The sequence below is a fragment of the Bacillus sp. OK048 genome (assembly GCF_900103525.1).
Lineage (GTDB): Bacteria > Bacillota > Bacilli > Bacillales > Cytobacillaceae > Neobacillus.
The window spans coordinates 66,946-80,972 of the sequence record NZ_FNHN01000011.1; the positions used below are offsets into that span (position 1 = coordinate 66,946).

The window sequence follows — 14,027 nt, forward strand, 5'->3', positions numbered from 1 at the left end:
TTTTGAATAAGCCACTAGTGTAAGCGTTACCCTATAAGAATGATTTAAATTTTTTTTTCGCTATTAAAAGCTTATAAAATAAAAGTGCCACAAACCCTTGATAAATAAGGATTTCGGAAGAATGAGAAGAACGGAAGGTAACCGTTTTCATATCTATTTTTGTGGCTATTTTGTGAAAAAAAGCAGGTTGACTTATTTTTTAAAAATTTGTTATAGTTACAAACAGACCGGTTGGTATGGTGGAGGTGTACTACGGGAATGGACACAAAATCGCTGATAATCGAAATCGCGACAACACTTTTTCAAAAAAAAGGATATATCGGTGTTGGGTTAAGTGAAATTTTAAAAGCATGTAACATCTCAAAAGGTTCGCTTTATCACCACTTTCCAAATGGAAAAGAAGAATTACTTATCGCTTGCCTAGACTCTTTGAAGGAAACGATAACGAAGGATATCGAACAAATTTTTAAGCGGTATCCGACAACAAAAGAAGCAACAAAAGAAATGATTGAAAAATTAATCGGCACCTTTGAAACAGAAGGGACGATTACTGGATACACATTCAGCAGTATTGTAAGTGAAATGGCTTCGTTAAGTGATCCAGTTAGAAATGCATGTGCTCAGTTGTATCAACAAATACAAGGGATTTATTTAAATAAATTACTAGCAGATGGATTTTCAAAAGGAACGGCATATTCAATCGCTGTTGTGATGACAGCTTCGATTGAAGGTGGAATGATGCTTTGTTTAACGCAAAAAACAAGTGAACCACTAAAAATTATTTCAGAGAGATTACCAAATTTAATGAATTAAAAAGGGGATACGTATGAGTACACAAATTCAAGTGAAAAATCCAAAAATCATGGCAGGAATCTTAATGCTCGGTGCTTTTATTGGATTATTCGGGGAAACAGCACTAAATATGGCATTAACGAATGTCATGGAGCAATATTCGATTACAGCGCCGACTGCACAGTGGTTGACAACAGGCTATTTATTAACACTAGCCATTTTAGTACCGATTTCAGCACTTTTAATGAAATGGTTTAGTACTCGCCAATTAGTGATTGGGGGACTTGTTATATCGATGGCAGGAGCAGTTCTAGCAGCAGCTTCTCCAAATTTCGCAATCTTAGAACTTGGCCGTATTGTCCAAGCAATGGGAACAGGTATTATTATGCCGGTCATGGTAAGTGTTCTTTTAGTTATTTTCCCGATTCATAAACGTGGCGTTGTCATGGGGATTATGGGTCTTGTTATTACATTAGGACCAGCCTTAGGACCAACACTTTCTGGGGTCATTATTAGTACGTTAGGCTGGAATTATATTTTCTGGATCAGCGCAGCTTTTTATGTCGTCTTGACTGTTGCTGCTGTTGCTAAAATTGTTAATGTTGGAGAAATTACAAAACCTAAGATCGATGTTCTGTCGATTGTCTTATCAACAGTAGGGTTTGGCGGATTAATTTATGGACTGGCTTCGATGGCTGGTGCAGCTTTCTCGGCTCCTATCGTATGGGCACCATTACTTGTAGGTATTATCGCCCTTGTTTTATTTGGAACCCGTCAAAATACGATGGAGAAGCCAATGGTTAATTTAGATGTCTTCAAATTTCCTATGTTCTCAATCGGAACAGCATTGATGTTCTTTAGTATTTTAGTCATATTATCAACGGGTATTCTTTTACCGATGTATTTAAAGGGATCTTTATTATTTAGTGCTGCGGCAGCTGGTTTATTATTACTACCAGGTAATGCCGTTAACGTAATCATGTCACCAATTGTGGGAACATTATTTGATAAAATTGGGCCAAAGAAACTAGCCGTTACTGGATCAATCATTGTATTGATTGGTAATATCATTTTTGCTGCAACAATTTCAGCAACAACACCTGCTTGGCTTATCATCGTACCATTTATGATTTTATTCTGTGGGCTAACAATGGTAACCATCCCAGCACAAACAAATGGACTTAATGCATTGCCACGTGAGTTATATGGGGACGGCTCAGCCGCAATGAATACATTGAACCAAGTAGCTGGTGCAGCAGGGACTGCAATCGCCATTACACTGCTTACAGCTGGTCAAACTAGTTTCGCAGCAGGGACACCGGATGCCTCACAGGGTGAATTATTGGCTGCTGGCGTTAAATATACCTTCTACTTTGTATCTGGAATTTCAGTAGTTGCACTAATCTGTTCTTTCTTTATGAAAAAACCAAATGAGGTAACGGGAAAATCTCCAGTTGGGGTAAAAACAACACAACCAGTACGAGAATAGTAGAATTTCCACTGAATCTACAATTATGAATCTTTTAAAATGAAAGAAACCATTTGTAAAAGTAATTTTTACAAATGGTTTCTTTTTTAAGAGATAAGAAAGTATAAGTTTTTGAACTTAGTTTACTGTCTAGCTCCAGGCCATACGCCGCTGACCAGGGCGCTTGCGCTTTTCTTAAGATGAAATAATTTTTCTCGAAATATTATGGATAATGTCACCTCGGCTAAGAACCCCTACAACTCGGCCTGCCCCATTCAGTACCGGGAGTTTTTTGTAATGATGACGGGAAAGTAAACGGATGGTATCCTCAAACTCTTCATCAGGTGAAACGGTTAGGATATTTCTTTTGGTCATAATTTCTTTTACAGGTGTATCGAATTTTTCTACTAATACATCCTCAAATTCCTCATCCTCAATAATATAAACAAGTCCAGCAACACCCAATGGCTTAGGAGATAGGTACCGTAGGACGTCTCCATCAGAGACAATTCCTACTAGATGATCTTTATCATCAACCACAGGCACGCCGCCAATTCGATTTGAATTCAGTATCATTAACAATTCCTTAACTGTATTCCAAGGCTTTACCGTAAATACTTTTGTAATCATGAAGTCTCTTACTTTCATAATAAATCCCTCTCTCCATGGTGTAAACGCATTCATTTTTATTTATCTTATCATAAATTTAACTTTCCTCGTAATTTATAAAATGTGTCTAATTAGTGATTTTTCCAATACAAACAGGAAAAATGCACGGGCCCATATAAAACATCTGGTCAGAAGTTTTTTCACTCATTGAAACTTTATTTTACGAAAAGAAACAGATGTATCCTTATACGCTAGTAAGATACCGTGTTCCTCAATATTATCTTTCATTATTTCCTTATAGGGCAGGCTTACTTCTACTTTATTTTTAAGAGGGGAGAAGGAGAGCGAAACGGTTTCTTGATTGCTCCAATGAGCAACAATAGGATTGTCCGTTACAAAAGCAAATAATTGCGGAAATCCATTACGAAAAAAGGGGTGTATTTTGTTATTATCTCCAGGCTCATTTAAACATATATACAGGGAAAGATAATCACAAAATTTTAATAAATCTAAGTGGTACATTAGCGTTTCTTCACTTTTATCCATTAATTGCAGATCCTTTTTAAGCTGCTCCTGTCTTTGCTTTTCCTCCTGCAAAAATTCCCTCACCGCCGGTTCGTTGGGATCTTGTATGAAGGAGGTATAGTGCAAACTACATAACAATCGTGCGTACTTGCTCATTTTTTCAACTTCATCTAACCCTTTTTTGTAAAAAGATATTTTGAGTGGTAACGGATAATCGATAAATGAATAAGGCTTATCACTTTTATCATTCCAGACGGGAGAGGAATCGAGATCAATCCAGCCCCGGTCATGCTCTTGAATTGCCATAAGTACTTCTTGAGATCGGTTAACATCAAAAAAATATTCATTTTTACAGTTTTTAGCGATTTCCCCTGCAATGTGTGCGTGATCATTTTGTTTTACCAAACAATAGCTCTGTTCCCGTTCTAGTATAATCATTTTCGAAATCCTCTCTACGTACTTCACTAGTAGTCATACGTCTTCTTAATATGATATATTTATTATTTCCTTTTACTTGGAAAGTACACCAAAAGCAGGATTATAGGGAGAACCCCCGAATTACTATTGTCATAACTAAAAATAGAGGACGGTAAACAGATGAACAGAAAAATATCACTTATTCATTCTAACCATTTAGCTCAAGTTGATTATGCTTATGCCAGTCGCGTTCCTGCTGGAATGGATTTACTGTTTTTAGCAGGAGCTTGTCCATTAACGAAAGAGGGGCATGTCCCTGATTCTAGTGATGTTGAGCTTCAAGCAAAACTGTGCGTGGAAAATTTGAAAGCGGCTTTAGGGGAATGTAATGCCAAATTAGAAGATATTGTTTATACTAGAATTCTTGTGGCAACTCAAAATCAGTCTGATTTGGTGACCGCTTGGGAAGTAATTAGAGAAGAGTTTGGTAATCATGATGTTCCCAGCACTTTATCTGGAGTGACTGTATTAGGTTATAGCAATCAATTGGTAGAAATCGAAGCATTCGCTGCGGTAGAAAAAACGATCGATTAAAGGTAATAGGGGGGACTCAAATTGAGTTCCTTTTCCTGTTTGTTGTTTTACAAAGAATTAAACGAGCCATTATCTAACTATTCACTATTATTTTCCTATTCCGCCTTTTATGTAAACGCTTTTATGTGAATGGATTCACATGTATAATATGGATATAAGGAATTCCAATTATGCTAACTGGAGGAATCAAGATGATAACAGAACTTTTTCTTGAATTCAAAAACTGGTGGTTTGGCGAGTCCATGTCTAGTAATGAGATTGAAGAGTTTGAATGGATTGAATCCAAACATACAAGGGTTCATCACGATGAAGATATTAATGAAATAATTAGAGTACACTAATCTAGTATAAATCCTCGAGAAGACTTCTTTACGTTTGAAGTCTTCTTTTTTAATTCCTTTCGTTCAAAAAAAATGTGTACCTTTTTTGCCACATCAATCCGATTAGTTCTATGCTATTCTAAGTGTACTAGTTTTAATAATCATAACTTCTTGGAGGGTTTAGAATGAGCTGTGGATGTTCGTCACATATAAAAGATGGAAGAGATATCGTTGATCATGTGAAAAGCAAAGGAAAAGAAAACCTTGCACCAGCAGTTGCACACGAAATTAACTGCGAGTGTGGAGAAACTTTTACGTTGGAAACCGTTATAATGAACTGCCCTAAATGTGAAATGACATATGCTGTTACACCTTGCAGTTCTAGTGATATCAACAATATCAAGGTTGCTGGAATTAAATACGCTTAAAAATTAGGTTGCCGCTGGCAACCCTTTTTTTATTGATTTTTTTGTCATTTGTTTAATTTTTAGGATTGGGAGGTTGCTTCAACGTGAGTGTCACCTTATCCAAGCCTGCAGCAAGGATAATACCCGTTGTATATCGAATAAGATCCACCATTTGGAATCCTTTTCCTAGAATCAATGCTCCAACTACTGTTCCACGAAGCTGATTGATCCAGTCTTCCTGATAAAGCTGACTGAATTCGATGCCAAAACTGAACAGAAAACTGAATAGAATCGCTGTAAATAGTCGTTTTCGAACAAAAAGGAAACGAAAGCCGAAATAAACCATCATCGCCCATAGGACATCTCCGGCATTCTCGGCTATAAATGGGATCAGTTGGTGTGCAAATTTTCTTGAGGCTAGACCTAAAAAAATAGTGAGTACAACGGCCATTAAATACTTTATTCTCTGCTTCTTATTAGCAATATTTTTAGAAATCAACTATATCACTCTTTTGTAATTTTCTTATATTCAATTATATAACTGCTTCAAAAAAATAGGGAAATTCTTTTTTAAGAAGGCTATGTTATTACCCATTGTTGATTTTCGTGTAGGTATAAGAATTCATAGGCGGAGAATTTCCGGTTATTGTCTATAGTGGAGGCTTTAGAGGCAGAAATAAGTATTCCGCTTAACTGCTCTAAATAAGACAAAATCCATCGATTTGGATCGTATAACCGGAAAAACTCCGCTTATTTTAAGGGAAAAATGGGAATTTCACAATATAAACGGAATTTCTCCGCCTATTTTTCAAATTGAGTGAAATCAACATTTACCTTTAACACAGCCTTTAAGAAAAGAAGGATCCGTATGTGACCGAAAAAGCATAAAAGAAATCTTCCGGTCAATTAGGCGATTCCCAATGTTATCGAAAAAACTTTTTTTTGAGAAATGGCCTATGGGATTATCTATCCATAGGCCATTTCCTATTGATTCTGTTAATTAAATCTAATTAACTGTAAACATCCATGAAACACCATATTTATCCATCAAGGATCCATGAAGTTTTGCAAAAAATGATGGTGCTATTTTCATAAAAATAGTACCATCAGCTTTTAGCAAGTTCCAAGCTTTTATAGCTGCTTCTTCAGTGCTGATTTCAATACTGATAAACACTTTCTCCGAATTATGTAATTCTCGATTCGAGTCAGAACCCATAATGGTTCCGGATTCTGTTAATTTTAAAACTGAATGTAACACAAGTTCTTTATCGCCTTCAGCAACCGGAAAATCAGGACTTGGTGGCATATCACCATATTTTTGCATCGCAAGCAATTCTCCATCAAATGCCTCTTGATAGAACTTAAAAGCCTCTGCACAATTCCTATTAAACATAATATAGGGTTTAATCATTTTAGCATCTCCTTCATTCTATTATAGGTTTGCTTAGTGAAATTATAAACGATCTCCCTACTGATTATGACAGAACAACTGCTCTATAACTAGTTGGCAAATAGACCTCATAAAGTGTTCATGTGGCCAATTTCAACAGGCACCAGAAGAAAATGGGACTCATAAAAAAACTCATCCACTTAAATAAATTAAAAATCCCAAGTGAATAACCATTACTTGGGGCTTTCGATTTTATGAAAAATACCTATTCTTGTCTTGTATTTTCGCAATTAATTTGCAATTCATTCGCAGAAGAATGTTGACCCTGATAAAATTCCGAAATAAATTCTAAGAACACCTGGCTTGGAAGAGAAAGGTTTGTATCATTATAGATATAAAACAAAGATCTTTTTAAGTTAATATCTTTTATCGAGTAACTTTTTAATGTTTTTAAGGCTAGTTCTTTTTGAACAGCCATCTTGGAAATAATGGAAATGCCCATTCCTGATTCGACTGCAGATTTAATCGATTCCGTATTTTCAAGCTCAAGAATGACATTTAGCTTGGAAGGATTTAAATTGTATATACGTAAAGATTCCTCAATTACCTGTCGAGTTCCTGAACCTTCTTCTCTTAAGATTAAAGGGAGGTTAAAAAGCTGATCAATAGTTATTTCATTACTTTGATCAGGAGCGTTTGCAATCTCATCTGTAGAAATAACCATTAATTCATCTTCTAGAAATGCTTCTTGTACAAACTCTGGATAGGAAATCATCGATTCAATAAATCCTAAGTTTATTTCTCTATCATTCAGTTTTTCAGCAATTTGTTGAGAATTATATATTTTTAATATTATATTTACATTTGGATATTTTCGCTTAAATTCACCAAATAAGTAAGGTAATATGTATTCCCCAATGGTTAAGCTTGCTCCAATGATTAAATGACCATGAATTGATTGTTCGAGCCGTTGGAGTTCTTTTTTTGTTTCATTCACTTGCTTCAGAATATTTTTAGCTGATTTTGCCAGCAGCTCACCAGCTGGTGTCAGGTATACTTTTTTAGTTGTTCGATTAAAAAGTTTGGTGCCCAAGGATTCTTCCAATTGGCGAACCTGCAAGCTCACGCTTGGCTGCGACATATGCAATGCTTTAGCTGTTTCTGAAAAATTCTTTTTCATCGCAACCATATAGAAGATTTTTAAATGCTCCAAATTCAATGTTTTTCCCCCCTTTTCACCACACTCTCCTTTAGTAGTAATTCCACAAATACACTAAAAAACCTTTAATTTATTAAAAAATGCTGAAAAAGGTAAGAACTGAGAGCAGGATTGAAGTAATGACCATTGCAATTAATGGTCGTAGAGCTTTTGTTTTTAAGGCTTGGAAACTTACATTTAACCCTAAACCGACCATGGCCATTGTCAAAATATAGGTTGATAGATTACCGATTTGAACTAATACTTCTTTAGAGATATGAATATATTCCCCGACGATGTAGCTTCCGAATAAGCTCATCACAATAAATCCAATTAAAAACCATGGGAAATCAATTTTTGCTTTGTCCGCATTAGCAGGTTTCCGTTTGTTCATCCAATATATAAGGATAAAACATAAAGGAATTAATAGAAATACACGCCCAAGCTTTGCCAATAATGCTATCGCTAAAACATCTTCTCCACCGGGTGCTCCCGCTAATGCAACATGTGCTATTTCGTGTAAACTGACACCAGACCAGATTCCATAATCAATATCTGATATAGGAAGAAATGGGCGAAGCACTGTATAAAGAATGGCAAAAACCGTACCTATCAAAGCAATGATCCCTACACCAATAGCGGTGTCCTCTTCTTTTGCTTTAATGATAGGGGAGACAGCGGCAATCGCAGCAGCTCCACAAACCCCGGTGCCAACTCCTAGTAATAATGAAATAGAAAAATCTGCTTTTAACCATTTTGCTAATAATAATGTTACGACAATGGAAAAAATAATCGTCAATAGATCTCGTAATAACAGCGGCATTCCTTGACTAAATATAACGGCAATATTTAACTTCAAGCCATACAAGACAATCGCATACCTTAACAATTTCTTCGAAGAAAATTCAATTCCACTGCGAAGCTTTTCTGGATACTCCCAAATTTGTCGGATGGTTACTGCAATAATGATTGAACAAGCAAGTGGACCAATTTGATTAAAACCAGTAAGTTTTGAAAGGCCAAGGCCTAATAGTGCTATAAAGAAGGTAAATCCAACCCCGCCTAAAAATCTCATTAACACTTTGGGTTTTTCAGTGTTTTTAACTTCTGCCGGGGGATAGTATTCCTCTCTTACATATGACTGTTGCATAAATTATCAAACTCCTTCGGATTTCGTCCTCTTAACTATTAATAAGAGTTCTTGATACTTTCAAAATAGCACAAATGAATAAGTAACAATTATTAGAGTTCTTTATGCCATTTATTAAGGAATGCAATATTAATGTTCAAACTACTGATTTCACGCGTTTTCAGAGAATCAAGGTGGATCTATATTAGTTTTTTATAAGGTAGATAAAAAATTAGAATATAAACAAATTGAAAGAATTTATTGAAAATTTAATAAATACATGATAATTTGGTAAGGTGATTGGACCACTGAACCAAACACTACACAGCTGTAAATCAAAAAAACAACAGGTTGATTAATTGGAAAATTATCAGAGGGGTGATAAAACAGAGCTACTCCGTAATCGTTAAAAAGGAAGCGTTTACATCGAGTTTGCATATTTTAAAGGGTACTAAGATAAGGGTTCTTTTTTTAATTTCAACTAAAGGAGATGTTTATGTGGAAAATATTAATAGTGTAAGAAGTGAAATTCATCCTGAGTACAGCATACCCAAGAAAAATATATTTAAAAGGATACCTTATCCATATTGGGTCTTTATTACACTCGCCGCTGGATTCTTACTTGGAACCTACTTGCCAGAACAGCCATTTGTAAAAGTACTTGCTGTAAGCGGACAATATTTTCCTAAAACAATTGTAACCTTTGCAACAGCGATCATCTTTTTCCTTCTAGCTGGAGCTACGGCAAGGCTCATTATGGTGCACAAGGAAACAGCAGGAAAACTTTTTGGTCGTATATTTATATTGTATTTTACGCTAGGGATAGCTGCACTAATTTTTGCTAGTCTGTTTATTCTTGCTTTTTTAGATTTACCACTTTCACAAGCTGGTGCAGAAGCTGCAGGATTTTCCACATTTGTAATGAGCATTTTGAACACTTTCAAAACCATTATTACGCAGCAGCCACTTTTACAGATTTTGGTTGCCTCAGTTATCGTAGGATGGATTGTTGCGGTCAAGCCGGTATTCCGTCCTGTTGCGAACTCAATCATGACCATTAGTGATTATGTCTTAAAGTTTTTTAAATGGTTTTTGTGGTATTACCCAATTATGATCGGGTGTTTAGCCATCAATATTCCATTAAAGTTTGGAAGTAATGGGGTGGCGTTTTATGGGAAAACCGTCCTTTGGGTTCTTCTATTAGCCGGGTCTTGGACAATTGTAATGGTTATTGCAACGAAACTATTATCAAAAAGAACTTGGAAACAGCTAATGTCCTACTATTTAACGGTTTTTTCTACAGGGTTTGGTACAGGAGGATCTTATGACACACTTGCTGTTAATATTATTTCAGCAGAGAAGGATCTAAAACTTAAACCTGAATTTGCAGAGACATCAATCATATTCGGTACTGTACTCAATAAAAGTACCTCCACCATGGCGGTTTTAATCGTGACAGTCACAACCTGCGCAATGATGAATATTCCACTTTCCTTTTATGAAATTCTCTTATTAGTATTGCCGATGTGGATATTAGGATTAGAATCACCTGGAGTACCAGGAGGGGCAGGATTCTTCATGTCACCTGTTATTGCCATCATTTTACAAGTTCCGGATCCAACTCTATTTGTGACTACTTTTATCACCATGTATTCAGGATTAATACCAATGCTATGTACTGCTGTTAACACTACGGATGACGGTTTAATAGGAGCAATGTTAGAGGACCGTTTTGCACCTAAAACTAAAAAGAGGGTGGCGTAAATATGAAAATCCTAGGTGGTATTGTTTTTTTAATTGGGTTATTCATGATGGTTTCACCTCAAGCCGTCTTAGGTCTGCAGGAGTTGAGATGGATAGCTGAATATTCTTTTCCAGGAGAGGCATTCTTAGGCGCAATAGTCTGTTCAGGATCCTTACTATTGTTTGGAAAAACAAAAGAAAGTAATAGTGTTAATTCTCATTAAAAACGATTTTTAGTTATTAAGAAAACTCATTTTCCTCGCAATAGAGTAGTCATGAGAAAAGCTGGAGTTATTCCTCTCAGCTTTTTTCTAGTGATCAAAATTTTCTACAAATAGAATCGTTGAATAATATTTATCTTAATATTTAAAAAATATTGAACATTTTCTGGGAATGTGTTTAAATTTGTATATACTGGTTGGGTCACCAAACCACATAATGTATTTAGGAGGGTAATTTGTCTGGAGAAAGGACTCTTTGAGATTACTTTGAACATTAAATTGAAGGGGGATTATATGTGAAGAATGTAGAAGTTACGGTACTGCGTTACGACCCTGATGAAAATGAAAGCCCAAAGTATCAATCATTTCCAATTGAAGCAAAGAAGAACATGACAGTGTTGGATAGTCTTTTCTTAATTGTCGAGGACCAGGATCCAACTCTATCCTTCCGATGTGCCTGTAGATTAGGGATGTGTGGTTCGTGTGGAATGTTAATTAATGGACGCGGCCGTTTGGCCTGCCGGACAAAAATTGAGGAATTAGGTGATAAAATTACCGTTCAGCCGATGCGGAATCAAACGGTAATTAAAGATTTATCAGTTAATATGGATAATTTCTTTACTAATATGGAAAAGGTTAAACCGTATTTTGTTCCTAAAGAAGATACAGATGAATTCAGTATTATTCCACCTTCGTCAGGCAGACGAGAAATTATTGATGAAAATCAAGACTGCATTACATGTGGCTTATGTTACCAATCCTGTGATGCCGTAGCGATAAGAGGCAATGATTTTATTGGGCCGGCTGCATTAAGCAGAGCTTATAACTTAATCGCAGATGAAAGAGATGGAGCTAGAGAAGAAAGATTGGATCTGGTTACTGAAGAAGATGGTGCTTTTGGGTGTCACTCATTTGGTGCCTGTGTGGAAGTATGCCCAAAAGGAATCAAACCGATGGTAACCATCCAAAAAATTAAAATGAAAAAATTAAAGAGATCGCTAGGTTTGAAATGGTAATCATTATTTGAGGAGATGGTAGCATGGCTAATCCACAATTAAAAACAATTCAACAGCAAGAAAAGATTGCGGGTATGAAGTTGAAACAGAGACCTTTTGTAGGTTATATCGCATGGCTGGTTCAAAGAATAACGGCAGTACTGTTGTTAGTATTATTGCCTTTAAAAATCTATAGTGGTTATGCTATGGCTGGGAAATTGCCAGGAATTGGCGTGCTTTCAACCTTGCACTTAAATGCATTTTTAGACGCATTTTTAATCTTTGCACTTATCTTTCATGCATTATATGGTTTCCGAGTCATTCTAATTGATGTTGGCTGGGTCAAGGATAACCGAAGTGTCTTTAAGCTTTTTACCATCATCGGTGCTATTTTATGTGCGGTGACATTTTTCTTCCTAGTTTCATAGAAACCAATTTTCGTTAAACAACTTGATAAAAGAAGGTGAATGTTTTGGAACATATTGAAGCAGATGTTCTCATTTTAGGAAGCGGGGGAGCAGGTTTATTTGCTGCTCACCATGCAGCAGACCTTGATCCGAATCTAAAGATTATTGTTTCTGCAAAAGGATTAATAGGAAAAAGTGGATGTACGCGGATGGTTCAGGGCGGTTATAATGTCGTCCTTCACCCAGATGACTCATTAGATAAACATTTTAAAGATACCATTAAAGGCGGAGGGGGCATTAACAATCAAGAAATGGCATGGGCCCTTGTAAGTGATGCACCAAAAAGAATAAGAGAGTTAGAGACAAAGATGGGTGTGTTTTTTGATAGAAATGAAGACGGTACCATTCATCAAAAACCGTTTGCTGGACAATCCTTTGACCGTACTGTACACCGTGGGGATTTAACAGGTATTGAAATCATATCTAGAATGCGAGATCAGCTGTTTGCTAAACCAAATGTCATTACCTGGGATGAAGTAAGGGCCATTGACTTATTAGTTGATGATGAACGTCAATGTGTAGCAGGCTGTCTCATGCTTAATATGAGAACAGGGAAATTCATTGTCGTTCATTGTAAAGCCGTGATTGTTGGTACCGGCGGGGCAGCTACTATGTATAAAATTGCCACTCCAAGTCTTGAAAAGGCCGGAGATGGGATGGCCATGTGTTATCGCGCCGGGACAGAGTTTATGGATATGGAAATGATGCAGTTTCATCCAACAGGTCTGCTTGCGGAAAACTCTCGTCTAAATGGCGGGGTATTGGAAGAAGGTCTGCGAGGTGCTGGTGGTTACCTCATTAATTCTTTAGGTGAGCGGTTTATGAAAAATTATGATCCAGAACGAATGGAGCGATCGACAAGAGACCGTGTCTCAAGAGCTGCCTATATGGAAATCATGGAGGGCCGTGGTACACCACTTGGCGGGGTTTACGTCGATGTATCCCATTTAGGGAAAGAAAATGTTCGTAAAATGTTCCCAGGAATGGTTGAACGGTGTCGTGATGTAGGAAGAGATTTAAGCGTTGAGCCTGTCGAGATTTCCCCTGCAGCTCATTTTCAAATGGGCGGTGTCCGAGTTTCGGTAGATTGTGAATCAAATATTGAAGGCCTTTTCGTAGCAGGTGAAGATGCCGCCGGGGTCCATGGTGCGAATCGACTTGGTGGGAATGGAGTATGCGATTCAACCGTATTTGGTGCCAGAGCTGGAGATGCAGTGGTTTCCTATATCAAAAATCGAAGCACCCTAGCAAAGGTTTCAGAAACACAGGTTCATACGATGATGGAAGAAATGTTAGAGCCATTTAAGCGAAGTGAAGGTGAAAATCCATTCTATATTCGGAATGACCTTAAAAACTTAATGTGGGAAAAAGTTGGGCTAGTCCGTAATCAAAAGGACCTCCAATTTGCTGAAATACAACTCCAAGTCCTTGAAGAAAGAATACAGAAGATTAGTATAAAAGGTCCTACAAAATATAATCTGACCTGGCAGGAGTATATGAATGTCAGAAACCTTGTCACAATCGCTAAAATGGTCACCAAAAGTGCGTTGATGCGTACGGAAAGCAGGGGCTCTCATTATCGTGAGGATTTCCCTGAGAGTAATGATGAAAAATGGTTAAATAATATTTATGTCACCAAAACGGAAAAGGATGAACCACACTATTGGACTGAAGATGTAAAGCAAACACACATAAATGTCAGTGAAATCAAAGGCTATAAAGTGCTAGCTACATCAAAATAAAGGGGTGCAA

At 36.7% G+C, this 14,027-nt stretch carries 16 protein-coding genes; 10 read left to right on the forward strand and 6 right to left on the reverse strand.

Annotated features, from left to right (window positions below; genetic code table 11):
- Positions 1-258 precede the first annotated feature (258 nt).
- Positions 259-813: a TetR/AcrR family transcriptional regulator gene (locus BLR86_RS19035; protein WP_090765155.1), complete on the forward strand. Its 555-nt coding sequence runs from the start codon at positions 259-261 to the stop codon at positions 811-813.
- Positions 814-826: 13 nt separating this feature from the next.
- The gene (locus tag BLR86_RS19040; RefSeq protein WP_090765158.1) at positions 827-2,281 is read left to right on the forward strand and encodes a DHA2 family efflux MFS transporter permease subunit; all 1,455 of its coding nucleotides are present in this window, start codon (positions 827-829) and stop codon (positions 2,279-2,281) included.
- Between the two features lie 174 nt (positions 2,282-2,455).
- Here BLR86_RS19040 and BLR86_RS19045 read toward each other — a convergent pair whose 3' ends face one another.
- Both BLR86_RS19045 and BLR86_RS19050 read right to left on the reverse strand, forming a co-directional pair.
- Positions 2,456-2,908: a CBS domain-containing protein gene (locus tag BLR86_RS19045; protein WP_090765164.1), complete on the reverse strand. Its 453-nt coding sequence runs from the start codon at positions 2,906-2,908 to the stop codon at positions 2,456-2,458.
- A gap of 165 nt (positions 2,909-3,073) precedes the next feature.
- Positions 3,074-3,832, reverse strand: a complete 759-nt coding sequence (locus tag BLR86_RS19050) for a DUF3891 family protein (protein ID WP_090765167.1) — start codon at positions 3,830-3,832, stop codon at positions 3,074-3,076.
- 159 nt (positions 3,833-3,991) lie between these two features.
- Between BLR86_RS19050 and BLR86_RS19055 the strand changes: the two genes are divergently transcribed.
- From BLR86_RS19055 to BLR86_RS19060, 3 genes are all read left to right on the forward strand, one after another.
- On the forward strand, positions 3,992-4,405 hold the full coding sequence (locus BLR86_RS19055) for a RidA family protein (protein ID WP_090765170.1): 414 nt from the start codon (positions 3,992-3,994) through the stop codon (positions 4,403-4,405).
- 191 nt (positions 4,406-4,596) lie between these two features.
- Positions 4,597-4,746 (forward strand): hypothetical protein, encoded by a 150-nt coding sequence (locus BLR86_RS26195; RefSeq protein ID WP_175492968.1) that lies wholly within the window; start codon positions 4,597-4,599, stop codon positions 4,744-4,746.
- Positions 4,747-4,910: 164 nt separating this feature from the next.
- Positions 4,911-5,153, forward strand: coding sequence for a hypothetical protein (locus BLR86_RS19060; protein ID WP_090765173.1), 243 nt, complete (start codon positions 4,911-4,913; stop codon positions 5,151-5,153).
- Positions 5,154-5,205: 52 nt separating this feature from the next.
- On the opposite strand, the gene BLR86_RS19065 is transcribed toward BLR86_RS19060, so the two are convergent.
- The 4 genes from BLR86_RS19065 to BLR86_RS19080 form a co-directional block, all read right to left on the reverse strand.
- On the reverse strand, positions 5,206-5,583 hold the full coding sequence (locus tag BLR86_RS19065) for a ribosomal maturation YjgA family protein (protein WP_090765442.1): 378 nt from the start codon (positions 5,581-5,583) through the stop codon (positions 5,206-5,208).
- A gap of 555 nt (positions 5,584-6,138) precedes the next feature.
- The gene (locus BLR86_RS19070) at positions 6,139-6,543 is read right to left on the reverse strand and encodes a VOC family protein (RefSeq protein ID WP_090765175.1); all 405 of its coding nucleotides are present in this window, start codon (positions 6,541-6,543) and stop codon (positions 6,139-6,141) included.
- A gap of 244 nt (positions 6,544-6,787) precedes the next feature.
- Positions 6,788-7,741, reverse strand: coding sequence for a selenium metabolism-associated LysR family transcriptional regulator (locus BLR86_RS19075; protein ID WP_090765178.1), 954 nt, complete (start codon positions 7,739-7,741; stop codon positions 6,788-6,790).
- A 73-nt stretch (positions 7,742-7,814) separates the two neighbouring features.
- Positions 7,815-8,795: a YeiH family protein gene (locus tag BLR86_RS19080; RefSeq protein WP_254782381.1), complete on the reverse strand. Its 981-nt coding sequence runs from the start codon at positions 8,793-8,795 to the stop codon at positions 7,815-7,817.
- Between the two features lie 552 nt (positions 8,796-9,347).
- Here BLR86_RS19080 and BLR86_RS19085 point away from each other — a divergent pair.
- The 5 genes from BLR86_RS19085 (at position 9,348) to BLR86_RS19105 (ending at position 14,017) form a co-directional block, all read left to right on the forward strand.
- Positions 9,348-10,613: a cation:dicarboxylate symporter family transporter gene (locus BLR86_RS19085; protein WP_175492969.1), complete on the forward strand. Its 1,266-nt coding sequence runs from the start codon at positions 9,348-9,350 to the stop codon at positions 10,611-10,613.
- A 2-nt stretch (positions 10,614-10,615) separates the two neighbouring features.
- Positions 10,616-10,816: a hypothetical protein gene (locus tag BLR86_RS19090; protein WP_090765186.1), complete on the forward strand. Its 201-nt coding sequence runs from the start codon at positions 10,616-10,618 to the stop codon at positions 10,814-10,816.
- A gap of 293 nt (positions 10,817-11,109) precedes the next feature.
- The gene (locus tag BLR86_RS19095; protein ID WP_090765189.1) at positions 11,110-11,829 is read left to right on the forward strand and encodes a succinate dehydrogenase/fumarate reductase iron-sulfur subunit; all 720 of its coding nucleotides are present in this window, start codon (positions 11,110-11,112) and stop codon (positions 11,827-11,829) included.
- 23 nt (positions 11,830-11,852) lie between these two features.
- Positions 11,853-12,236, forward strand: coding sequence for a succinate dehydrogenase/fumarate reductase transmembrane subunit (locus BLR86_RS19100; RefSeq protein ID WP_090765192.1), 384 nt, complete (start codon positions 11,853-11,855; stop codon positions 12,234-12,236).
- 35 nt (positions 12,237-12,271) lie between these two features.
- Positions 12,272-14,017, forward strand: coding sequence for an FAD-binding protein (locus BLR86_RS19105; protein ID WP_254782376.1), 1,746 nt, complete (start codon positions 12,272-12,274; stop codon positions 14,015-14,017).
- The last annotated feature ends 10 nt before the right edge of the window (positions 14,018-14,027 follow it).

What these genes read in the sequence shown, in the direction of transcription:
- BLR86_RS19055 (WP_090765170.1), top strand. Translation starts at nt 3,992, where the DNA reads ATGAACAGAAAAATATCACTTATTCATTCTAACCATTTAGCTCAAGTT.
- BLR86_RS19080 (WP_254782381.1), bottom strand. Translation starts at nt 8,795, where the DNA reads ATGAGATTTTTAGGCGGGGTTGGATTTACCTTCTTTATAGCACTATTA.
- BLR86_RS19070 (WP_090765175.1), bottom strand. Translation starts at nt 6,543, where the DNA reads ATGATTAAACCCTATATTATGTTTAATAGGAATTGTGCAGAGGCTTTT.
- BLR86_RS19060 (WP_090765173.1), top strand. Translation starts at nt 4,911, where the DNA reads ATGAGCTGTGGATGTTCGTCACATATAAAAGATGGAAGAGATATCGTT.
- BLR86_RS19050 (WP_090765167.1), bottom strand. Translation starts at nt 3,832, where the DNA reads ATGATTATACTAGAACGGGAACAGAGCTATTGTTTGGTAAAACAAAAT.
- BLR86_RS19045 (WP_090765164.1), bottom strand. Translation starts at nt 2,908, where the DNA reads ATGAAAGTAAGAGACTTCATGATTACAAAAGTATTTACGGTAAAGCCT.
- BLR86_RS19100 (WP_090765192.1), top strand. Translation starts at nt 11,853, where the DNA reads ATGGCTAATCCACAATTAAAAACAATTCAACAGCAAGAAAAGATTGCG.
- BLR86_RS19065 (WP_090765442.1), bottom strand. Translation starts at nt 5,583, where the DNA reads ATGGCCGTTGTACTCACTATTTTTTTAGGTCTAGCCTCAAGAAAATTT.
- BLR86_RS19035 (WP_090765155.1), top strand. Translation starts at nt 259, where the DNA reads ATGGACACAAAATCGCTGATAATCGAAATCGCGACAACACTTTTTCAA.
- BLR86_RS19040 (WP_090765158.1), top strand. Translation starts at nt 827, where the DNA reads ATGAGTACACAAATTCAAGTGAAAAATCCAAAAATCATGGCAGGAATC.
- BLR86_RS19090 (WP_090765186.1), top strand. Translation starts at nt 10,616, where the DNA reads ATGAAAATCCTAGGTGGTATTGTTTTTTTAATTGGGTTATTCATGATG.
- BLR86_RS26195 (WP_175492968.1), top strand. Translation starts at nt 4,597, where the DNA reads ATGATAACAGAACTTTTTCTTGAATTCAAAAACTGGTGGTTTGGCGAG.